Origin of the sequence: Streptomyces sp. RG80 (genome assembly GCF_040446465.1) — a bacterium.
GTDB lineage: Bacteria > Actinomycetota > Actinomycetes > Streptomycetales > Streptomycetaceae > Streptomyces.
The window spans coordinates 120,651-140,460 of the sequence record NZ_JBEAAJ010000001.1 but is presented as its reverse complement, the minus strand read 5'-3'; the positions used below and the strand labels follow the sequence as shown (position 1 = coordinate 140,460).

Here is a 19,810-nt window from a genome sequence, read left to right as displayed (position 1 = left end):
GCACCCGAAGGCGCACGCGAAAGGGCCCGCCCACCTCACCGGTGGCCGGGCCCTTCGCGTCGTGTCGGAGCCGTCGTACGAGACCGTCGTACGAAGCCGTCGTACGACCTAGCGCTTGTGCTGTGAGTCCGCGACCGTCACCTCGACGCGCTGGAACTCCTTGAGCTCGCTGTAGCCGGTCGTGGCCATGGCCCGCTTCAGGGCGCCGAAGAGGTTCATGGAGCCGTCGGGGGTGTGCGACGGGCCCGTCAGGACCTCCTCGATGGTGCCGACCGTGCCGAGGTCGACCTTCTTGCCGCGCGGCAGCTCCTCGTTCACCGCCTCCATGCCCCAGTGGTGGCCCTTGCCGGGCGCGTCCGTGGCACGGGCCAGCGGGGAGCCCATCATGACCGAGTCGGCGCCGCAGGCGATCGCCTTGGGGAGGTCGCCGGACCAGCCCACGCCACCGTCGGCGATGACGTGCACATACCGGCCGCCGGACTCGTCCATGTAGTCACGGCGGGCCGCCGCCACGTCCGCGACCGCGGTCGCCATCGGGACCTGGATGCCCAGCACGTTGCGCGTGGTGTGCGCCGCGCCGCCGCCGAAGCCGACCAGGACGCCCGCGGCGCCGGTACGCATCAGGTGCAGGGCCGCCGTGTACGTGGCACAGCCGCCCACGATCACCGGGACGTCGAGCTCGTAGATGAACTGCTTCAGGTTCAGCGGCTCGTGCGAACCCGAGACGTGCTCCGCCGACACCGTCGTACCGCGGATGACGAAGATGTCCACGCCCGCGTCGACCACGGCCTTGGAGAACTGCGCCGTGCGCTGCGGGGAGAGCGCCGCCGCGGTGACCACACCGGAGTCGCGCACCTCCTTGATGCGCGCACCGATCAGCTCCTCCTTGATGGGGGCGGAGTAGATCTCCTGGAGCCGGCGCGTGGCCGTCTCCGAGTCCAGGCCGACGATCTCGTCGAGCAGCGGCTGCGGGTCCTCGTACCGCGTCCACAGGCCCTCGAGGTTCAGCACGCCGAGGCCGCCGAGCTCGCCGATGCGGATCGCGGTGGCCGGGGAGACGACCGAGTCCATGGGAGCGGCCAGGAAGGGCAGCTCGAAGCGGTAGGCGTCGATCTGCCAGGCGATCGAGACCTCCTTCGGGTCGCGCGTACGACGGCTCGGGACGACGGCGATGTCGTCGAAGGCGTACGCCCGGCGGCCGCGCTTGCCGCGCCCGATCTCGATCTCAGTCACGTGTGTGGCCTTTCCCTGATGCGTTTCAGCGCCTCCCAGTATCCCCGACGGGTACGACAAGGGCGGCCCCGGAGGTTCCGGGACCGCCCTGGAGGAAGCCTGCCGACTACTTACGGCTGTAGTTCGGCGCCTCTACCGTCATCTGGATGTCGTGCGGGTGGCTCTCCTTGAGGCCCGCCGAGGTGATCCGGACGAAGCGGCCGTTGGCCTGGAGCTCCGGCACCGTGCGGCCGCCGACGTAGAACATCGACTGGCGCAGACCGCCGACCAGCTGGTGGACGACCGAGTGCAGCGGGCCGCGGTAGGGCACCTGGCCCTCGATGCCCTCGGGCACCAGCTGCTCGTCGGAGGCGACGCCCTCCTGGAAGTAGCGGTCCTTGGAGAACGACTTGCGCTCGCCGCGGGACTGCATGGCGCCGAGCGAGCCCATGCCGCGGTACGACTTGAACTGCTTGCCGTTGATGAAGAGGAGCTCGCCGGGAGACTCCTCGCAGCCCGCGAGCAGCGAGCCCAGCATCACGGTGTCGGCGCCCGCGACCAGCGCCTTGGCGATGTCGCCGGAGTACTGGAGGCCACCGTCGCCGATGACCGGGACACCGGCCTCCTTGGCGGCGAGCGCGGCCTCGTAGATGGCGGTGACCTGCGGGACGCCGATGCCGGCGACGACACGGGTCGTACAGATCGAGCCGGGGCCGACGCCGACCTTGATGCCGTCCACGCCGGAGTCGATGAGGGCCTGGGCGCCGTCACGCGTGGCGATGTTGCCGCCGATGACGTCGACGCCGGAGGAGTTCGACTTGATCTTGGCGACCATGTCGCCGACCAGCCGGGAGTGGCCGTGCGCGGTGTCCACGACGATGAAGTCGACACCGACCTCGATCAGGGCCTGGGCGCGCTCGAACGCGTCACCGGCGACACCGACCGCGGCACCGACGAGCAGCCGGCCCTCGGAGTCCTTCGCGGCGTTCGGGTACTTCTCGGCCTTGACGAAGTCCTTGACGGTGATGAGGCCCTTGAGGACACCCGCGTCGTCGACCAGCGGAAGCTTCTCGATCTTGTGCTTGCGCAGCAGCTCCATGGCCTCGACACCGGAGATGCCGACCTTGCCGGTGACCAGCGGCATCGGCGTCATGACCTCGCGGACCCGGCGGGAGCGGTCGCTCTCGAAGGCCATGTCGCGGTTGGTGACGATGCCGAGCAGCTTCTTGCCGGGGTCGGTGACCGGGACACCGCTGATGCGGAACTTGGCGCACAGCGCGTCCGCCTCGGCGAGCGTGGCGTCCGGGTGCACGGTGATCGGGTCGGCCACCATGCCGGACTCGGAGCGCTTCACCAGGTCGACCTGGTTGGCCTGGTCCTCGATGGAGAGATTGCGGTGCAGAACACCGACGCCGCCCTGACGGGCCATCGCGATCGCCATACGCGACTCGGTGACCTTGTCCATGGCGGCGGACAGCAGCGGGATGTTCACCCGCACGTTCTTGGAGACGTACGAGGCGGTGTCGATCTCGTCGGGCGCCATGTCCGACGAGCCCGGCAGCAGCAGCACGTCGTCGTAGGTCAGCCCGAGTGTCGCGAATTTGTCAGGCACTCCGTCGACGTTTGCAGTCATGACACCTTCCCCAATGGCCTTGATCGGTGCGGATGTCCATGCTAACGGGAAGGAAGGGTCCCGAATTCCACGGTTCCGTCCGGCTACCGGCTTCGTATGTTCGTACGGAATTGAGGTGCACCCTGTTCAACAAAGGCACAACGGCAAGGGACGCCGACAGAACTACTGCTCGGCCAGGGCCCGCAGCCGACTCAGTGCCCGGTGCTGGGCCACCCGGACCGCACCCGGTGACATTCCCAACATCTGGCCCGTCTCCTCCGCCGTCAGCCCGACCGCGATCCGCAGCAGCAGCAGCTCCCGCTGGTTCTCGGGGAGGTTGGCCAGCAGTTTCTTGGCCCATTCGGCGTCACTGCTGAGCAACGCCCGCTCCTCGGGGCCGAGCGAGTCGTCCGGCCGCTCGGGCATCTCGTCGGACGGCACCGCCGTGGACCCCGGTCCGCGCATGGCGGCGCGCTGCAGGTCGGCGACCTTGTGGGCGGCGATGGCGAAGACGAACGCCTCGAAGGGGCGGCCGGTGTCCCGGTAGCGCGGCAGGGCGAGAAGGACGGCGACGCAGACCTCCTGCGCGAGGTCCTCCACGAAGTGACGCGCGTCGCCGGGCAGCCGCGACAGACGGGTGCGGCAGTAGCGCAGCGCAAGGGGGTGGACATGGGCGAGCAGGTCGTGTGTGGCCTGCTCATCCCCGTCCACGGCGCGGTGAACGAGCCCACCGATCGCCCCTTGGGGCTGGGCCGCCTCGTCCTCGCGCATCGGTCCATGGTGCCTTGCGGCCGATTCATCCGTGGCACCGCGTCCGATGTTGTGCACCGAAGCGTTATGAGCAGGTGCGCCGGAACTCATCCCCTGCGCCCTCCCCTTCCGCTCGATCGACTCGTCCCCGAGAGACTCCACACCTCAAGGATGCGGCATCGGCGCCGAAACAAGCAGCGGGCACCGACAGGGACGATTTGACCGGCGCCGGCATCCGCGCCCCGTAAGGGGCGCGGGGAACTGCGCGACCAGCCACAAACGACCCGCACACAGCAACGGCCTGCAGAACCGCGCTCTTAGCGAACCAGACCCCACCGGAAGCCAAGTGCAACGGCGTGCGCCCGGTCGGACGCACCCAGCTTCTTGAACAACCGCCGCGCATGCGTCTTGACGGTGTCCTCGGAGAGAAAAAGCTCACGCCCGATCTCCGCGTTGGACCGCCCGTGACTCATCCCCTCGAGCACCTGGATCTCACGCGCGGTGAGCGTCGGCGCCGCGCCCATCTCGGCGGACCGCAGCCGCCGTGGAGCGAGCCGCCACGTCGGGTCGGCCAGCGCCTGAGTGACCGTGGCCCTCAACTCCGCGCGCGACGCGTCCTTGTGCAGATAGCCCCGGGCGCCCGCGGCGACCGCGAGGGCCACGCCGTCCAGGTCCTCGGCGACGGTGAGCATGATGATGCGCGCACCGGGGTCGGCGGACAGCAGCCGGCGGACGGTCTCGACGCCGCCCAGACCGGGCATGCGTACGTCCATCAGAATCAGGTCCGAACGGTCCGCGCCCCAGCGGCGGAGGACTTCCTCGCCGTTGGCCGCGGTCGTCACGCGCTCGACGCCGGGCACGGTCGCGACCGCGCGGCGCAGCGCCTCTCGGGCAAGCGGGGAGTCGTCGCAGACGAGGACGGATGTCATGGCCGCCCTCCGCAGCTGATGCACGTCACCTTGAGCCTCCAGGCTGGTACGAAATCGTCACCTGTGCGGTCGACCGTCTCGGACGCCTGCCCGAGCGCTTTGTTGTTCAACCGCCTCCGCACTCTCAACGACGGTCACTCGAAAGAGTTACGGGGCCGTGCGCCGTCTTCGGCACTCTACGTGAGGGTGCGGACACGGTGCAGACATGCACGACGGACCCACAACGTTTCATCACAACCAGTGCCCCATTTAGCTCTATTTCTTCCCATTTACTGGTGTCTGAGGCTAGATTCGCAATGAGTCATATTTTCATCTCCTTAGATCGCAGATGTACGGTCGTAGACACCGTATCCGCCACAGAACGGCTACAAGGGGTCACGCAATGGCAGATTTCTCCCGCCTTCCCGGACCGAACGCGGACCTGTGGGACTGGCAGCTTCTGGCCGCCTGTCGCGGGGTGGACAGCTCGCTCTTCTTTCATCCGGAGGGCGAGCGGGGAGCGGCCCGGAGCGCTCGCGAGAACTCGGCCAAGGAGGTCTGCATGAGATGCCCGGTGCGCGCGCAGTGCGCGGCACACGCGCTGGCGGTGAGGGAGCCGTACGGCGTGTGGGGCGGATTGACCGAGGACGAGCGCGAGGAACTCATGGGACGGGCCCGCAACAGACTGGTGACCGCGTCGTCGGTCGGCGGACATGCCGTCTCGAACAACTGAAGGAACGTTTCTGCAATAAGGGCACGCGCACGCGTGCCCTTATTGTTTGCGCCCCGCCGCGTCGCCGAGCCGGTCCAGGGTCGCCACCACCGCGGGCACTTGGGCGAGGTCGGGCAGCGTCAGCGCGACGATCTCCCGGCGCACGGCCGGTTCCAGCGTGACGGTGCGCGCGCCTCGGGGCCGTACCGACTCGATGGCGAGCTGGGGCAGCACGGCCACTCCCAGTCCGGCGCCGACCAGTCCCACCACGGCCGGGTAGTCGTCGGTCGCGAAGTCGATGCGGGGCGTGAAGCCGGCGCCCTCGCACACCTCGACCAACTGCCCCCGGCAGCGCGGGCATCCGGCGATCCAGGGCTCGCCTGCGAGCTCCCCGATGGCGACCGACCCGGCCGCCGCGAGCCGGTGCCGCTCGGGCACCAGCGCGACGAGCCGGTCGCGCAGCAGCGGGCGTACGACGAGGTCGTCCCACTCGTCGCCGCCGCCCGCCGCGCCTTCGTACCGGAAGGCGAGCGCGATGTCGCAGTCACCTTGCCGCAGCATCTCGACGGACTGCGGGGGTTCGGCCTCCTCAAGGGAGACGCGGGTGCCGGGGTGCGCGGCGCGCAGGGCGGCAAGTGCGGTGGGTACGAGAGTGGAGCTGCCGCTGGGGAACGACACCAGCCGCACCCGGCCGGCCCGCAGTCCGGCGATGGCGGCGACCTCCTCCTCGGCGGCGGTGAGCCCCGCGAGGATCCCGGTGGCGTGCCGCACCAGCGCCTCCCCCGCCTGGGTCAGCCGCATCTCGCGCCCGCTGCGGACGATCAGCGGGGTGCCGACGGACGCCTCCAGGGCTTTCATCTGCTGGCTCACGGCGGGCTGGGTGCAGCCCAGTTCGCGTCCGGCGGCGGAGAAGGAGCCGGTGGTGGCGACGGTGCGCAGGACGCGGAGGTGGCGGGCTTCGATCACGCTTCGAGGATAAGGCAACCTTTGACATGGTGCCGAATAATGCGTAGCGGCTTTGATGACCGACCGCCTACCGTGCCGTCCATGAAGCTTCTCTCTGTCAACCTCGGCCAAGCGCGGGCCGTGCCGTACACCGACAACCCGGAGGGTGTCACCGGCATCGACAAGCGGCCGGTGGAAGGGCCCGTCCGGGTGGCGGCACCCGGTCCGAAGGGCAGCGCCGGGAGCGGGCTGGCCGGGGACGCGGTGTGCAAGCTCCAGCACCACGGCGGTGACGACCAGGCGGTGTACGCGATGGCGCGCGAGGATCTGGACGCCTGGGAGGGCGAGTTGGGCCGGCCGCTGGCGAACGGCGGCTTCGGCGAGAACCTCACGACGCACGGCCTGGACGTGTCGGGCGCGTTGATCGGCGAGCGCTGGCGGATCGGCGGCGAGGTGGTGCTGGAGGTGACGTGCGGTCGTATCCCCTGTGCGACGTTCCAGGGCCACTTGGGCGAGAAGCGCTGGGTGAAGCGGTTCACGGAGCGGGGCGCGCCGGGTGCGTATCTGCGGGTGATCTCGCCGGGTGAGATCCGCGCGGACGACCCGATCGAGGTCGTCCACCGTCCGGACCACGAGGTGACGGTGGCCCTTCAGTTCCGCGCGGCAACGACCGAACGGACGTTGCTGCCAAGGCTGTTGGCGGCCGGGGAGGCGCTGCACCCGGAGGTGCTGGCGGACGCCCGGAAGTACGTGGCGAAGTACGGCGCCTGAGGCCTGTTCACAGAAGGTGCACAGGGCGTGGCCGAGGACGCCGACGGCAAGCGGACGTGCCTGGTCCGGGTCATTAACCTTGCGCCATGACAACGGCATTGATTACGGGATCGACCGCGGGCATCGGTGCCGCGTTCGCACGGCGCCTGGCCGCCGACGGCCACAACCTCGTCCTGGTGGCCCGCGACACCAAGCGGCTGCGCGAACAGGCCACCGAGCTGCACGACCGGCACGGCATCGAGGCCGAGGTCCTCACCGCGGACCTCGCGGAGGACTCCGGGATCGAGTCGGTGGCCACCCGTCTCGCCGACCGCAGGAACCCGGTCGACCTGCTGGTCAACAACGCCGGCTTCGGCAACAAGGGCCGCTATCTCGACGTCTCCATGGCCGATGAGCTGAAGATGCTCAAGGTGCACTGCGAGGCGGTGCTCCGGCTGACGTCGGCGGCGACGGAGGGGATGCGGGAGCGGGGCCGCGGCGGTGTCGTCAACGTCGCCTCGGTGGCGGCCTTCGTCCCGCGCGGCACGTACGGCGCCTCCAAGGCGTGGGTCGTGCAGTTCACGCAGGGCGCGGCGCGGGATCTGGCGGGCAGCGGGGTCCGGCTGATGGCGCTGTGCCCGGGGTTCGTGCGGACCGAGTTCCACGAGCGGGCCGGGATGGGCACGGACAACATCCCCGGCTGGATGTGGCTGGACGCCGACAAGCTGGTGGCGGCCGCGCTGAACGATCTCGCGCGCGGGAAGTCGTTGTCGATCCCGGACCCCCGCTACAAGGCGCTGATGGGCATGGCGAAGGTGGTGCCGCGGGGGATGCTCGGGGGGATCTCCTCCCGGACGGGGCGGAAGTACGGGCCGCAGTAGGGCTCCGCTCCCCCGGGCCGCGCTGTGCGCATCGACCCCTGTCGGGAGGAGAATGGTGCCGTACTACCGGACCCCGGGGGGACTGGACCGGAGGCGGCGCCATGACCTTCGTACAGCTCATCGATTGCAGGACCAGCCGGTTCGACGAGATGAACCGGTTGATGGACAGGTGGGTCGAGCAGACCAAGGGGAAGCGGACCGCGACGCACGACATCGTCGGGAAGGACCGGTCGGACGCGTCGCACTTCATCGAGATCGTGGAGTTCCCGTCGTACGAGGACGCGATGCGGAACTCGAATCTGCCGGAGACCGACAAGATCTTCCAGGAGATGGTCGCCCTGTGCGACGAGATGCCGACCTTCACCGATCTGGACGTGGTGCGGGACGAGCAGCTCTACTCGACCACCGCTCGGCGGTTCTTCGAGACGCTGGCCGGGAGCGGGGAGCTGTCGGCGCTCGGTGATCTGCTCGACGCGGACTACCACGACCACGATCCCGCCAACGATCAGGACGTGATGGGGCTCGACGCGGTGCGCGAGGAGATCGAGACGTGGCGGGCCGGGTTCGACTTCGGGTTCACCGTCCATGAGCAGATCGCCCAGGGCGACCGGGTGTGCACCCGGTGGACCTGGAACGGGACGCATGTCGGCGACTTCATGGGGATCCCGGCCAGTGGCAAGCGGGCGTCCATGACCGGGACCACCATCCACCGGTGCACGGCCGACGGGAAGATCGCCGAGGGCTGGTGGCAGTACGACCGGCTCGGGCTGATGGCGCAGCTGGGTGCGCTGGACGCGCTGGAGCAGTAGGACCGCGGAGCAAAAAACGGCGAAGGCCCGGCACCCTCTCGGGGTGCCGGGCCTTCTACGAGCTACGAGCTACTGAGCTCAGTGGGAGTGGCCGTGGCCGTGGCTGTGACCCGCCTCGGCCGGCTCCTCTTCCTTCTTCTCGACGACGAGGGTCTCGGTCGTCAGGAGGAGGGAGGCGATGGAGGCGGCGTTCTCCAGGGCGGAGCGGGTGACCTTGACCGGGTCGATGACGCCGGCCTTGACCAGGTCGCCGTACTCGCCGGTGGCGGCGTTGAAGCCCTGGCCCTTGTCGAGCTCGGCGACCTTCGAGGTGATGACGTAACCCTCGAGGCCCGCGTTCTCGGCGATCCAGCGCAGCGGCTCGACGACGGCCTTGCGGACGACGGCGACACCGGTGGCCTCGTCGCCGGTCTTGCCCAGACCGCCCTCGAGAACCTTGGCGGCGTGGACCAGAGCGGAGCCACCACCGGAGACGATGCCCTCCTCGACCGCGGCGCGGGTCGCGGAGATGGCGTCCTCCAGACGGTGCTTCTTCTCCTTCAGCTCCACCTCGGTGGCGGCGCCGACCTTGATCACGCACACGCCGCCGGCCAGCTTCGCGAGGCGCTCCTGGAGCTTCTCGCGGTCCCAGTCGGAGTCCGTGTTCTCGATCTCGGCCTTGATCTGGGCGACGCGGCCCGTGACGTCCGCGGAGTCACCGGCACCGTCGACGACCGTGGTGTCGTCCTTGGTGATGGTCACGCGGCGGGCGGAGCCCAGCACGTCCAGACCGGCCTGGTCGAGCTTGAGGCCGACCTCCTCGGAGATGACCGTGGCGCCGGTGAGGACCGCGAGGTCCTGCAGCATCGCCTTGCGGCGGTCACCGAAGCCGGGGGCCTTGACCGCGACCGCGTTGAAGGTGCCGCGGATCTTGTTGACGACCAGGGTGGAGAGGGCCTCGCCCTCGACGTCCTCGGCGATGATCAGCAGCGGCTTGGAGGCACCGCCCTGGATGACCTTCTCGAGGAGCGGGAGCAGGTCCTGGATCGAGGAGATCTTGCCCTGGTTGATCAGGATGTACGGGTCGTCGAGGACGGCCTCCATACGCTCCTGGTCCGTCACGAAGTACGGCGACAGGTAGCCCTTGTCGAAGGCCATGCCCTCGGTGAAGTCGAGCTCCAGGCCGAAGGTGTTGGACTCCTCGACGGTGATGACACCGTCCTTGCCGACCTTGTCCATCGCCTCGGCGATGAGCTCGCCGACCTGCGAGTCCTGCGCGGACAGCGCGGCGACGGCGGCGATGTCCGCCTTGTCGTCGATCGGACGGGCGGTGGCGAGAAGGTCCTCGGAGACGGCGGCGACGGCCGCGTCGATGCCCTTCTTCAGCAGCGCCGGGGAGGCACCCGCGGCGACGTTCTTCAGGCCCTCGCGGACCAGCGCCTGGGCGAGCACGGTGGCGGTGGTGGTGCCGTCACCCGCGATGTCGTTGGTCTTGGTCGCCACCTCCTTCACCAGCTGAGCGCCGAGGTTCTCGTACGGGTCGTCGAGCTCGACCTCACGGGCGATCGTGACACCGTCGTTGGTGATGGTGGGCGCGCCGAACTTCTTGTCGATGACGACGTTGCGACCCTTGGGGCCGATCGTCACCTTGACCGTGTCGGCAAGCTTGTTGACGCCGCGCTCGAGGGCGCGACGGGCGTCCTCGTCGAACTTCAGGATCTTCGCCATGGGAGCGGTTCAGCCCTCTCGGAAAATGTGGGTGAAACGAACTGCGCCCCAGACGCCCGGCTTCATAAGGTGGCGGGGGCCCGGGGCGCAGCTCACAAGCAATGTGCTTGAGGTGACTTACTTCTCGATGATCGCGAGCACGTCGCGAGCCGAGAGGACGAGGTACTCCTCGCCGTTGTACTTCACCTCGGTGCCGCCGTACTTGCTGTACAGCACGATGTCGCCGACGGCGACGTCGAGCGGAAGACGGTTGCCGTCCTCGAAGCGGCCCGGACCCACGGCGAGGACGACGCCCTCCTGGGGCTTCTCCTTCGCGGTGTCCGGAATGACCAGGCCAGAGGCGGTGGTCTGCTCGGCGTCGAGCGGCTGGACCACGATGCGGTCCTCGAGCGGCTTGATGGCAACCTTGGAGCTGGTGGTCGTCACGATCCGACCTCCCCCTTCGGAGATCTCACGGGGTTAACTGTCTGAGGTGGCGACCAGGTGGATCCGTCGTCGCGGGTGCCGGACCTGCCCGTCGCTATTGGCACTCTCCAGGGGGGAGTGCCAGACCCGAGACTATGACCGTGATTAGCACTCGGTCAAGCGGACTGCTAATGCCGTGCGGCGCGGCACGAGGATTTCCGGGTCCGGCGGGCCGGAAACGGGCCTCCTAGACAGTCCCTAGACGTAGTCCTCCAGCCGCCCCACCGTCAGTCCCGCCCGCTGGATCTCCCGCAGCAGCCGTGTCGTGCGGCCCACCAGGGTGAGGCCCGTGGTCTCCAGGGAGGCCACGGAGACGATGTCGCCGGGGCCCAGGTGGCGCCGCCCCCGCGGATACGTCAGCCGCCCGTCCTCCATGGACGCGCGCCACAGGACGACCGCGGAGAGGCCGCAGTCGGTCGCCGCGCGGAGGGTCGTGGGGTCGTAGGTGCCGTAGGGCGGGCGCAGGAGGTGGGGGCGGATACCGAAGCGGGACTTCAGTTTGTCCTGCTGGCCGCAGATCTCGGCGCGCTGGCCGGCGTAGGGCAGGCCGCGCAGGGCGGGGTGGTCGAGGGTGTGGTTCTGGATGGACGCGCCGACCGAGCGCAGGCGCGCGAAGTGGCCGTAGCCGGGGCCGACCACGCTGTCCGTGAGGAACATGCTGACCGGCAGCCGCAGTTCGCGGACCAGGTCGACGAAGCGTTCGTCCTGTTCGGCGCCGTCGTCGTAGGTCAGGAAGACGACCTTGTCGCGGGTCGGGACGCGGGAGAGCACCGGCAGCGGGGTGCCCTTCAGTACCGGGCGGGCGGCCGGACGCGGGGCCGGGGCGAGGGGGGCGCGCAGCCCCCAGCGGGCGTACGGCGGCTCGCCCGCGGCCGAGCCGGACAGCGGGCGCACGCCTTGCGGGGCCCGCTCGCCGACCCGTGCGACGGGGCCGGCGGCGGACTGCGCGCAACCGGTGAGCAGCAGGGCCGTCAAAGCCGCGGCCGCCGCACGCCGGGACCTCACAGGTAGTCCTCCAGCCGGGCCACCGCGTACCCCTCGGCCGTGATCTTGTTCAGGAAGCGGCGGATCATGTCCGGCATCGTGCCCTTCCACTCCTCCCGGCCGCGGAAGTGACTCAGCACGATGTCACCCGGGCGGATCTTCCGGTCCCACTCCCGGTAGTCCCAGCGGTCGACGAAGACCTCCTCGTTCCAGATCGGCGCGTACTTCACCCCGCAGGACTTCGCGGCGCGCAGCGTGTCCTCGTTGTAGTTGCCGAAGGGCGGGCGGAACAGCAGCGGCCGCTTGCCGTAGCGCTTCTCGATGACGTCCTGCATGCCGCAGATCTCCCGCTTCTGGCGGGCGTACGACAGTCCTGGCAGGTAGGGGTGGTGGAGCGTGTGGTTGTTGAGTCCGACGCCCGCGTCCCGCATCCGCTTGAAGTAGCCGTAGTCCTCCTTGACCAGGTAGTCGCTGAGGAAGGCGGTGTACGGGATCTTCAGCTCGCTCATCATCCGCAGGAACGCCGGGTCCTTCTCGGCGCCGTCGTCGATGGTGAGGAAGACGACCTTGTCGCGGGTCGGGATCGTGGTGAAGACCGGCGGCAGGCCCTTCTCCTCGTGGCCGTCCACCTCGAAGCCCTTGCGAGTGGTGATCCGCGGCTTCTTCGCGGGCGGCGCCGGGGGCGCCAGCGGGACACGAGCCAGACCCCAGCGTTTCGCGATCCGTGCGGAGGCGCGGAGCTTGGTGGCGTACGAGTCCAGGGCCCTGGCCGGAGCGGCCTTCAGCGGCTGCTGGCCGGGGGCGGGGCGGACCGCCGGGCCGTCGCTCGGGGTGCAGCCCGAGGCGATCGCGGCGACGGCGAGCACGGCGAGGCCGCCACGGATCCGGGACACCGACACCCCAAAAGAGCGGCTTTTATCATTTTGTACTACTGATCCCATGGCGCCGGATCCTCGCAGGTCACCGCCCTGACCCCGGACCGACACCGCCGCCGGAGGCGGACCATCCACCGACTGGCCCACAATGTCCCGGTGAACGACCTCGCCCCCCTCCTCACCCCCGAGGGCCGCGCCCTCCTCGACGACGTGCGCGACACCGCCCCCGCCGACGAACTCGCCGTCGCCACCCGGCTGCGCCGCGAGCACCCCGCCGAGCTGGTGTCGGCCGCGCTCGGCCAGGCCCGGCTGCGGCAGCGGGCGGCGGCCAAGTTCGGGGCCGAGGACGCGGGGCGGATGTTCTTCACGCCGAACGGGGTGGAGCAGTCGACGCGGGCGAGCGTGGCCGCCTACCGGGCCGGGCGGATGAGGGAGCTCGGCATCTCCTCCGTCGCCGACCTGTGCAGCGGCATCGGGGGCGACGCGATCGCGCTGGCGCGGGCCGGGATCAGGGTGCTCGCCGTGGACCACGACCCGCTCACCGCCGCCGCGGCCCGGGCGAACGCCGACGCGCTGGGCCTCGCCGACCTGATCGAGGTGCGGGAGGCGGATGTCACGGACGTGGACGTCGCCCCCTACGACGCCGTGTTCGTCGACCCGGCCCGGCGCGGTGGCCGTGGGCGGATCTTCGACCCCGAGGCCTACTCCCCACCCCTGTCCTGGGCGATCGACACCGCCCGCAAGGCGCCGCACGCCGCACTGAAGATCGCCCCCGGCATCCCGCACGACACCGTCCCCGCCGAGGCCGAGGCCGAGTGGATCTCGGACGGCGGTGACGTCAAGGAGGCGGTGCTGTGGTTCGGGACGGCACCGGGCGCCGTCCGGGCGACCCTGCTGCCGGGCCCGCGCACCCTGCTCGGCCGCGGCCTCCCCGACCCTCGAGTCCGGCCTGTGGGGCGGTACTTGTACGAGCCCGACGGCGCCGTCATCCGCGCCCACCTGGTCGCCGAGGTGGCCGAGGAGCTCGACGGCGGCCTCCTCGACGAGACCATCGCGTACGTCACCGCCGACGAACTCCGCCCGACCCCGTACGCCACGGCCTACGAGATCACCGACCGACTCCCCTTCAACGTCAAGAAGTTGAAGGCGCTCCTGCGGGAGCGGGAGGTCGGGATCCTGACCGTGAAGAAGCGTGGGTCGGCCGTGGAGCCGGAGGAGCTGCGGCGCAAGGCGCTGCCGAAGTCGCAGGGTCCGAACTCGGCGACCGTGTTCCTGACCCGGGTCGCCGGGGCCCCGACCATGCTGATCGGCGCCCCCGCGCGCCTACAGTGACCGCAGCCTCGCCTCCAGCAGCTCCCGCTCCCGACCGTTCCGCGCCAGCCCCGCCGCCCGCTCGAACTCCGCGCGTGCCTCCGCCGTACGTCCGAGGCGAGCGAGGAGGTCGCCCCGGACGCTGGGGAGCAAGTGGTAGTCCCGCAGGGCCGGTTCGTCGGTGAGGGAGTCGACGATCGCCAAGGCCGGGCCCGGCCCCTCGGCCCTCGACACGGCGACCGCGCGGTTGAGTTCGACGACCGGGGAGGGGGCGCGGGCGGCGAGGAAGCCGTACAGGGTCGCGATGCTCGGCCAGTCGGTCTCCTCGTAGGTGTAGGCGTGCGCGTGGCAGGCGGCGATGGCGGCCTGGAGGGCGTACGGGCCGGGGGCGCCGGTGCGGGTGGCGTCGGCGCGGGCGAGGGCCTTGATGCCGCGGGCGATGAGCATGCGGTTCCAGCGGCGGCGGTTCTGGTCCTCCAGGAGGACGGGTTCGCCGGCGGGGCCGGTGCGGGCGGCGGTGCGGGAGGCCTGGAACTCCAGGAGCGAGGCCAGGGCGTGCACTTCCGGCTCCTTCGGCATCAGCGCGGTCAGGACGCGGGCCAGGCGGAGGGCGTCCTCGCAGAGACCGGGGCGCAGCCAATCGTCGCCGGCCGTGGCGGCGTAACCCTCGTTGAAGATCAGGTAGATGACGTCGAGGACGTCGCTCAGGCGGGCCTCGCGCTCGGGGCCGTAGGGCACCTCGAAGTCGACGTTCTTCGTCGCGAGGGTGCGTTTGGCGCGGACGACGCGCTGGGCGATGGTGGGCTCCGGGACCAGGAAGGCGCGGGCGATCTCGGCCGTGGTGAGGCCGCCGAGCAGCCGCAGGGTGAGGGCGACGCGGGCCTCGGCGGACAGCACCGGGTGACAGGTGGTGAAGACCAGGCGGAGCAGGTCGTCGTCGATGTCGTCCGGGTCGGCGGGTTCCTCGGGCGGGACCGTCGTCTCCAGGCTGCGGCCGATCTCCTGGAGCTTGCGGGCGTAGTTCTCCCGGCGCCGGACCAGGTCGACGGCGCGGCGCCGGGCGATGGTCACGAGCCAGGCGCCCGGGTTGTCGGGGACGCCGTCGCGCGGCCACTGCTCCAGGGCCGCGACCAGGGCGTCCTGGGCCAGCTCCTCGGCGATGCCGACGTCACGGACGACACGGGCGACGGCGGCCACCACGCGCGGGGACTCGATACGGAAGACGGTCTCGATGGCGTGGCGGGGGTCGCCGGAGGACTGTGGGCTCACAGCCCCCCATGCAACACCCCTCGCCCCGTACGGCCAAGGAGGACCCCACTCGGCCCCACTCAGCCCCGGTCCGCCCCGCTCAGCCCTCCGCGATCTCCCGCACCTCGCAGGTCACCGTCCAGTGCTCCTCGTGCACGTGCAGGAACCGCTTGGTCCACTCGACGGCCTCGGCCATGTCCTTGCACTGCACGATCGCGTACCCCCCGACGACCTCCTTGGACTCCGTGAACGGCCCGTCGGTGACAGAGGTCCGGCCACCGCTCCAGTGCACCCGGGTGCCCTGCGCGGAGGGCGTGAGCCCGGCGGTGTCGAGCAGGACCCCGGCCTTGGTCATCTCCTCGATCAGCTCACCCATGCGCTGCATCAGCTCGGCGCTCGGGCCCTCGGCGGGGGCGGTGGACTCGTCGATCTGCACGAGGGAGAGGTAGCGGGGCATGGTGACTCCTCTGGTCGGGGGGCCGGGTCTTTCCGGCCTCTCACACCATGCGTCGAACGGGAGACACCCGGATCGACACGCACGCCGAAATTTCCCGAAGATTTTTCTACGGCAGCGTCATGGCGGAGTTTTCGCAGGTCGACACCCTGCCCCTAGTCGAGCTCCGCCCCGAACCTGGCCTTGGCGTACGGCGCCCCGACCGTCCTCCCGCCGAAGACGAACGCGGCGTCCGTCACGATCCCGGTCGGCCGTCCCCGCAGGGACCACACCGCACCGGCGCCGGAGTCCTCCCCCGGGGCGGCGGCTGCCAGGTCGGCGTAGCCGTTGCCGTTGGTGTCGAGGAGCTGGACGGCGGCGCCGAAGCCGTCGCCCGCCTCCGCGGCACCGGGGACGCCGGCCGTGTTCTGGGTGAAGCCCTGGGCGCCCGTGCCGGTGAGGCCGGTGCGGGCGCCGTACAGGACGTCCACGGTGCCCGCGCCGTCGTCGTAGCCCAGTTCCTCGCCGGGCGCTCCGACGGCCACGTCGGCGAAGCCGTCGCCGTTGACGTCGTCGACGGCCACCGCGGCTCCGAAGCGGTCCACGTCCTCCCATGCGCCGGGGACGCCGGGGGTGTCCTGGCTGTACGTCCGGCCCGCGCCGACGCCGGCGGCGGAGCCGAGGCCCACCACGATCCTCGACTCCTCCGGCAGGCCCCGGACGATGTCGTCGTAGCCGTCGCCGTTGACGTCCCCGAGGGCGACACCGCCGGTTCCGGCGGGGGCGGTGGCGGAGGTGAAGGCCGCCCCGGAGGCGGAGCCGAGGTAGAAGGCCGAGCCGTAGCCGCCGTCGCCGACGTAGACGGTGAGCGCGAGGTCGTCGCGGCCGTCGCCGTTCACGTCCCCGACCGCGCCGTCCCACACGTCGTGGTACCGCAGGTCGTCGGGGCCGAAGGCCTTCGTGGCGGCCGGTTTCCCGGCGCGGGAGAGCGGGCCGGTCCAGACCGTGGGGGTGGTGCCGTAGGGGTCGTCGCCCTGGGCGCGGCCGCCCTTGAAGAGGGCGAGGTCGGTGTGCCCGTCCCCGTCGAAGTCGCCGGCCTGGGTGCTCGACGCGGGCACGGACACCGCACCGGACAGCCCGCTCCGGCCGCCCCAGAGGACCACCGCGTCCTTCACCACGGAGACGTGCCCCACGACCAGGTCCGTGCGCCCGTCGCCGTCCAGGTCGCCCTTGGCCAGCTGGACGCCGAACTTCTCGCCCTTGGCGGGGCTGCCGGGGACGCCGCCGGTGGCGCGGCTGATGACCGTCCGCCGGTCCTTGGTCAGGCCGTGCGGGCCGCCGTACATGACGACGACGTAGCCCGCGCCGCTCTGGCCGCCCACCGTGGCGTTCGGGGCGCCGACGGCGAGGTCCTGGTAGCCGTCGCCGTCGAAGTCGTCACGGACGGGGGCGGGGGCCGGGGCGGCCTCGGCGGCGGTGGGCAGGGCGCCCAGGGAGAGGAGGCCCGCGGCCAGCGGAACCGCCCAACGGCCGTACGTACGAAGGGAGAACACAGGCGACCCTCTCATCGCGGCGACACGGTCACCGCACAAGACTCGCCACCTCACCGTGGGGTTGTAGGGCCACCTCACCGTGGGGTTGCAGGCGCGGCGCCGTCAGCGCAGCGACTTCCAGAGCTCGCTCGCCTCCGGCTCGTCCGCGACCACCCGGTTGGCGTCGGAGGGGGCCGTCACCACCGGCATCGTCACCGTCTTCATCCGGTCCGCCGACAGCCCCTTCAGGCTCTGCCCGAGGCTCATCAGCTCGCTCAGCGAGTCCAGACCGGTGTCGGTGGTGAGGCTGCCGGTGACCGCGTCGGCGACCTTGTAGAGCTTGGTGGGGCTGGTCAGCAGGTCGGTCGAGGAGATCTGTTCCAGCAGTGCCTTCACCAGCTTCTGCTGGAGGCCTATTCGGCCGAGGTCGCTGCCGTCGCCTATGCCATGCCGGGTGCGGGCGAGCGCGAGGGCCTGCTTGCCGTCGAGGTGATGGGTGCCGGCCTTCAGGGTCAGATGGCTGCTGGAGTCGTCGATGTCCTCGTCGGTGGTGACCGTGACCCCGCCGAGCGCGTCGACGAGCTTCGCGAAGCCGGAGAAGTCGATCTCGATGTAGTGGTCCATGCGGACGTTCGTGATCGACTCGACGGTCTTGACCGCGCAGACGGGACCGCCGACGGAGTACGCGCTGTTGAACATCGCGTTGTACGCCACCGCCGTGGAACCCCCGTCATCCAGCGGGCAGGACGGACGCGTGACCAGGGTGTCGCGCGGGATGCTCACCACCGTCGCCTCGGTGCGGCCGGCGTCGATGTGCACGACCATCGCCGTGTCGGACCGGGCCCCGGAGCTGTCGCCGCCGCCGAGTTCCTGGTTCTCCTTGCCGCTGCGCGAGTCGGAGCCCAGCACGAGGATGTTCAGGGCCTCGGTCGGCAGGAGGGTCTCCGACGCCGAGGGGGACGGGGTCGTCACCACCTTCGCGGGGCGGTCGTCACCGAGCGCGCTGTTGATGTCGACGCTCTTGATGTTGTCGTTCAGATGCCAGTAGGCCCAGCCCGCGGTCGCGGCACCCGCGATCAGCACACCGGCGAGTGTGAGGCCGGCGGTCTTCAGCACTCTCGACCGCCGGCCCACTCGTCTGCCCTCGTCGTCTCCGGTCACAGAGAGGAACGTAAGTCCGAATTATTACAGGGAGCGATGCTCAGGCCTCTTTTCTTCGGAAAATCTCATCTTCGGAAATCTCCGACTTCTCAGCCCAGCGTCACGCTCGGCACCGGGTTGCTCCCGCTCCACGACGCGTTGAACCCGAAGGTCACCGAGCCGCCGTCCGGGACGGTCCCGTTGTAGGAGGCGTTGGCACAGCTGACCGCCGCGCCCGACTGGGTGCACGTGGCGTTCCAGGCCTGGGTGATCTGCTGGCCCGCCCCGTACATCCAGTTCACCTTCCAGGACGACAGCGCGGCGCCCGAGCAGGCGATCTTCACCTGGCCGGTGAAGCCGGTGTTCCACTGGCTGGTCACGCTGTAGCTCGCGGCGCAGGCCCCGGTCGGCGGGGTGGTCGTACCGCCGAGCGCCTCGGCGATCGCGTGGTACGCCGGTTTCGGCGCGTAGTTCTCGTCGTACGGCGTCGCCGCGCCCTGTCCCGGGAAGGTGCTCGGGATCCAGGAGTCGGAGTCGGTGAAGCCCCAGACGGTGACGCCGGTGCAGCGGGTGACGGCGACGCAGGCGTTCATGACGGCCTTGTAGTCGGCGGCCTGCTGGGTGAGCTTGGCGCTGTCCGCCGGCAGGTTCATCCGGATGTCCAGCTCGGTGATCGCCACGTCGACGCCGAGGTCGGCGAAGCGCTGGATGTTCTGCTGGAGCGTGGACGGCACCTGGCCGAGGATGAGGTGGGCCTGGAGGCCGACCCCGTCGATGGGAACCCCTTGTTCCTTCAGGGACTTGACCAGGTTGTAGAGCGCCGTGCTCTTCGCGTTGACGCCCTCGACGTTGTAGTCGTTGATGTACAGCTTGGCGGCCGGGTCGGCGGCGCGGGCGGCGGTGAGTGCCTGGGCGATGTAGCCGGAGCCGAGGCCGTTGTACCAGAGGGTCTGGCGGTAGGTGCCGTCCTCGTTGAACGGCTCGTTCACGACGTCCCAGGCGGCGAGGCGGCCCTTGTAGCGGCCCACCTCCAGCGCGATGTGGTCGTTCATCAGCGTGCTCAGCTGGGCCGCGGTCCAGGTGCCGTTCGTCAGCCAGCTGGGGTTCTGGCTGTGCCAGACCAGGGTGTGGCCGCGCACGTCCTGGTCGTGGGCCTCGGCGAAGGCGACGATCTGGTCCGCCTCCGCCCAGTTGTAGCTGCCCCGGGTCGGCTCGACCGAGCCCCACTTCATGGCGTTGCCGGGGGTCAGCCAGTTGAACTGAGCCCCGGCGAGGTCGCCGTAGGTCCCGGTCAGCTTGGAGCCGGTGACCGCCGTACCCATGGCCTTGCCCTTGGCTGCGGCGAGGTCGCGCAGGGGGGTGTCGGCGGCCTGGGCGGTGGTCGCACCGGCCGTCAGGAGGGCGGCGACGGTGGCCGCTCCGGACAGCAGAGCGGCGAGACGTACACGGAACGACGATCTGGAGGATCTCATTGCGGGTGCCTCCGAAAGTTTCGGTCGTGCAGCCGATTGACTTCGGAGGAGTGTGGAGGTGACA

At 70.3% G+C, this 19,810-nt stretch carries 19 protein-coding genes; 5 read left to right on the top strand and 14 right to left on the bottom strand.

The features are described 5' to 3' along the window. Window positions 1–108 precede the first annotated feature (108 nt). The 4 genes from ABKA17_RS00735 to ABKA17_RS00720 form a co-directional block, all read right to left on the bottom strand. The gene (locus ABKA17_RS00735; protein WP_353689808.1) at window positions 109–1,233 is read right to left on the bottom strand and encodes a GuaB3 family IMP dehydrogenase-related protein; all 1,125 of its coding nucleotides are present in this window, start codon (window positions 1,231–1,233) and stop codon (window positions 109–111) included. 106 nt (window positions 1,234–1,339) lie between these two features. Continuing rightward, a complete protein-coding gene (guaB, locus tag ABKA17_RS00730) occupies window positions 1,340–2,845 on the bottom strand; it encodes an IMP dehydrogenase (protein WP_353689807.1) in 1,506 nt (501 codons plus the stop codon). Between the two features lie 162 nt (window positions 2,846–3,007). Continuing rightward, on the bottom strand, window positions 3,008–3,595 hold the full coding sequence (locus ABKA17_RS00725; RefSeq protein WP_353689806.1) for a sigma-70 family RNA polymerase sigma factor: 588 nt from the start codon (window positions 3,593–3,595) through the stop codon (window positions 3,008–3,010). Window positions 3,596–3,891: 296 nt separating this feature from the next. Further along, window positions 3,892–4,503 carry a response regulator transcription factor gene (locus tag ABKA17_RS00720; RefSeq protein ID WP_003948568.1) on the bottom strand — a complete coding sequence of 204 codons (612 nt, stop codon included), beginning with the start codon at window positions 4,501–4,503 and terminating at the stop codon, window positions 3,892–3,894. A gap of 382 nt (window positions 4,504–4,885) precedes the next feature. Here ABKA17_RS00720 and ABKA17_RS00715 point away from each other — a divergent pair, with 382 nt between their 5' ends. Further along, a complete protein-coding gene (locus ABKA17_RS00715; RefSeq protein ID WP_046261616.1) occupies window positions 4,886–5,215 on the top strand; it encodes a WhiB family transcriptional regulator in 330 nt (109 codons plus the stop codon). Window positions 5,216–5,254: 39 nt separating this feature from the next. Here ABKA17_RS00715 and ABKA17_RS00710 read toward each other — a convergent pair whose 3' ends face one another. Next, window positions 5,255–6,160, bottom strand: coding sequence for a LysR family transcriptional regulator (locus ABKA17_RS00710; RefSeq protein WP_353689805.1), 906 nt, complete (start codon window positions 6,158–6,160; stop codon window positions 5,255–5,257). Between the two features lie 81 nt (window positions 6,161–6,241). On the opposite strand from ABKA17_RS00710, the gene ABKA17_RS00705 reads away from it, so the two are divergent. The 3 genes from ABKA17_RS00705 to ABKA17_RS00695 all read left to right on the top strand — a co-directional run bounded on the left by ABKA17_RS00705 (window position 6,242) and on the right by ABKA17_RS00695 (window position 8,579). Next, window positions 6,242–6,910, top strand: coding sequence for an MOSC domain-containing protein (locus ABKA17_RS00705; protein ID WP_353689804.1), 669 nt, complete (start codon window positions 6,242–6,244; stop codon window positions 6,908–6,910). Between the two features lie 86 nt (window positions 6,911–6,996). Beyond that, window positions 6,997–7,770 carry an SDR family NAD(P)-dependent oxidoreductase gene (locus tag ABKA17_RS00700; protein ID WP_353689803.1) on the top strand — a complete coding sequence of 258 codons (774 nt, stop codon included), beginning with the start codon at window positions 6,997–6,999 and terminating at the stop codon, window positions 7,768–7,770. A gap of 101 nt (window positions 7,771–7,871) precedes the next feature. After that, window positions 7,872–8,579 carry an ester cyclase gene (locus ABKA17_RS00695; RefSeq protein ID WP_353689802.1) on the top strand — a complete coding sequence of 236 codons (708 nt, stop codon included), beginning with the start codon at window positions 7,872–7,874 and terminating at the stop codon, window positions 8,577–8,579. 78 nt (window positions 8,580–8,657) lie between these two features. Here ABKA17_RS00695 and groL read toward each other — a convergent pair whose 3' ends face one another. The 4 genes from groL to ABKA17_RS00675 form a co-directional block, all read right to left on the bottom strand. Then, window positions 8,658–10,286, bottom strand: a complete 1,629-nt coding sequence (gene groL / locus ABKA17_RS00690; RefSeq protein WP_353689801.1) for a chaperonin GroEL — start codon at window positions 10,284–10,286, stop codon at window positions 8,658–8,660. Between the two features lie 117 nt (window positions 10,287–10,403). Continuing rightward, window positions 10,404–10,712, bottom strand: a complete 309-nt coding sequence (gene groES / locus ABKA17_RS00685; protein ID WP_171145943.1) for a co-chaperone GroES — start codon at window positions 10,710–10,712, stop codon at window positions 10,404–10,406. Window positions 10,713–10,949: 237 nt separating this feature from the next. Continuing rightward, on the bottom strand, window positions 10,950–11,756 hold the full coding sequence (locus ABKA17_RS00680; protein ID WP_353689800.1) for a polysaccharide deacetylase family protein: 807 nt from the start codon (window positions 11,754–11,756) through the stop codon (window positions 10,950–10,952). Further along, window positions 11,753–12,676: a polysaccharide deacetylase family protein gene (locus tag ABKA17_RS00675; protein WP_353689799.1), complete on the bottom strand. Its 924-nt coding sequence runs from the start codon at window positions 12,674–12,676 to the stop codon at window positions 11,753–11,755. The genes ABKA17_RS00680 and ABKA17_RS00675 overlap by 4 nt, the downstream gene beginning before the upstream one ends. Window positions 12,677–12,766: 90 nt before the next feature. Here ABKA17_RS00675 and ABKA17_RS00670 point away from each other — a divergent pair, with 90 nt between their 5' ends. After that, window positions 12,767–13,942: a THUMP-like domain-containing protein gene (locus ABKA17_RS00670; RefSeq protein ID WP_353689798.1), complete on the top strand. Its 1,176-nt coding sequence runs from the start codon at window positions 12,767–12,769 to the stop codon at window positions 13,940–13,942. On the opposite strand, the gene ABKA17_RS00665 is transcribed toward ABKA17_RS00670, so the two are convergent. The 5 genes from ABKA17_RS00665 to ABKA17_RS00645 all read right to left on the bottom strand — a co-directional run bounded on the left by ABKA17_RS00665 (window position 13,934) and on the right by ABKA17_RS00645 (window position 19,746). Beyond that, window positions 13,934–15,190, bottom strand: a complete 1,257-nt coding sequence (locus ABKA17_RS00665) for an RNA polymerase sigma factor (protein WP_353689797.1) — start codon at window positions 15,188–15,190, stop codon at window positions 13,934–13,936. The two genes, ABKA17_RS00670 and ABKA17_RS00665, sit on opposite strands and share 9 nt — an antisense overlap. Before the next feature lie 79 nt (window positions 15,191–15,269). Beyond that, the gene (locus ABKA17_RS00660) at window positions 15,270–15,626 is read right to left on the bottom strand and encodes a YciI family protein (protein WP_353689796.1); all 357 of its coding nucleotides are present in this window, start codon (window positions 15,624–15,626) and stop codon (window positions 15,270–15,272) included. A 152-nt stretch (window positions 15,627–15,778) separates the two neighbouring features. Further along, a complete protein-coding gene (locus ABKA17_RS00655; RefSeq protein WP_353689795.1) occupies window positions 15,779–17,155 on the bottom strand; it encodes an FG-GAP-like repeat-containing protein in 1,377 nt (458 codons plus the stop codon). 102 nt (window positions 17,156–17,257) lie between these two features. After that, a complete protein-coding gene (locus tag ABKA17_RS00650) occupies window positions 17,258–18,295 on the bottom strand; it encodes an LCP family protein (RefSeq protein WP_353689794.1) in 1,038 nt (345 codons plus the stop codon). An 89-nt stretch (window positions 18,296–18,384) separates the two neighbouring features. Next, on the bottom strand, window positions 18,385–19,746 hold the full coding sequence (locus ABKA17_RS00645; protein WP_353689793.1) for a glycoside hydrolase family 10 protein: 1,362 nt from the start codon (window positions 19,744–19,746) through the stop codon (window positions 18,385–18,387). Between the last annotated feature and the right edge of the window lie 64 nt (window positions 19,747–19,810).

Bases quoted from the DNA above. Each gene is read 5' to 3' on its own strand.
- ABKA17_RS00715 (WP_046261616.1), top strand. From the start codon at position 4,886: ATGGCAGATTTCTCCCGCCTTCCCGGACCGAACGCGGACCTGTGGGAC.
- ABKA17_RS00645 (WP_353689793.1), bottom strand. From the start codon at position 19,746: ATGAGATCCTCCAGATCGTCGTTCCGTGTACGTCTCGCCGCTCTGCTG.
- ABKA17_RS00720 (WP_003948568.1), bottom strand. From the start codon at position 4,503: ATGACATCCGTCCTCGTCTGCGACGACTCCCCGCTTGCCCGAGAGGCG.
- ABKA17_RS00675 (WP_353689799.1), bottom strand. From the start codon at position 12,676: ATGGGATCAGTAGTACAAAATGATAAAAGCCGCTCTTTTGGGGTGTCG.
- ABKA17_RS00660 (WP_353689796.1), bottom strand. From the start codon at position 15,626: ATGCCCCGCTACCTCTCCCTCGTGCAGATCGACGAGTCCACCGCCCCC.
- groL (WP_353689801.1), bottom strand. From the start codon at position 10,286: ATGGCGAAGATCCTGAAGTTCGACGAGGACGCCCGTCGCGCCCTCGAG.
- ABKA17_RS00725 (WP_353689806.1), bottom strand. From the start codon at position 3,595: ATGCGCGAGGACGAGGCGGCCCAGCCCCAAGGGGCGATCGGTGGGCTC.
- ABKA17_RS00705 (WP_353689804.1), top strand. From the start codon at position 6,242: ATGAAGCTTCTCTCTGTCAACCTCGGCCAAGCGCGGGCCGTGCCGTAC.
- guaB (WP_353689807.1), bottom strand. From the start codon at position 2,845: ATGACTGCAAACGTCGACGGAGTGCCTGACAAATTCGCGACACTCGGG.
- ABKA17_RS00700 (WP_353689803.1), top strand. From the start codon at position 6,997: ATGACAACGGCATTGATTACGGGATCGACCGCGGGCATCGGTGCCGCG.
- ABKA17_RS00695 (WP_353689802.1), top strand. From the start codon at position 7,872: ATGACCTTCGTACAGCTCATCGATTGCAGGACCAGCCGGTTCGACGAG.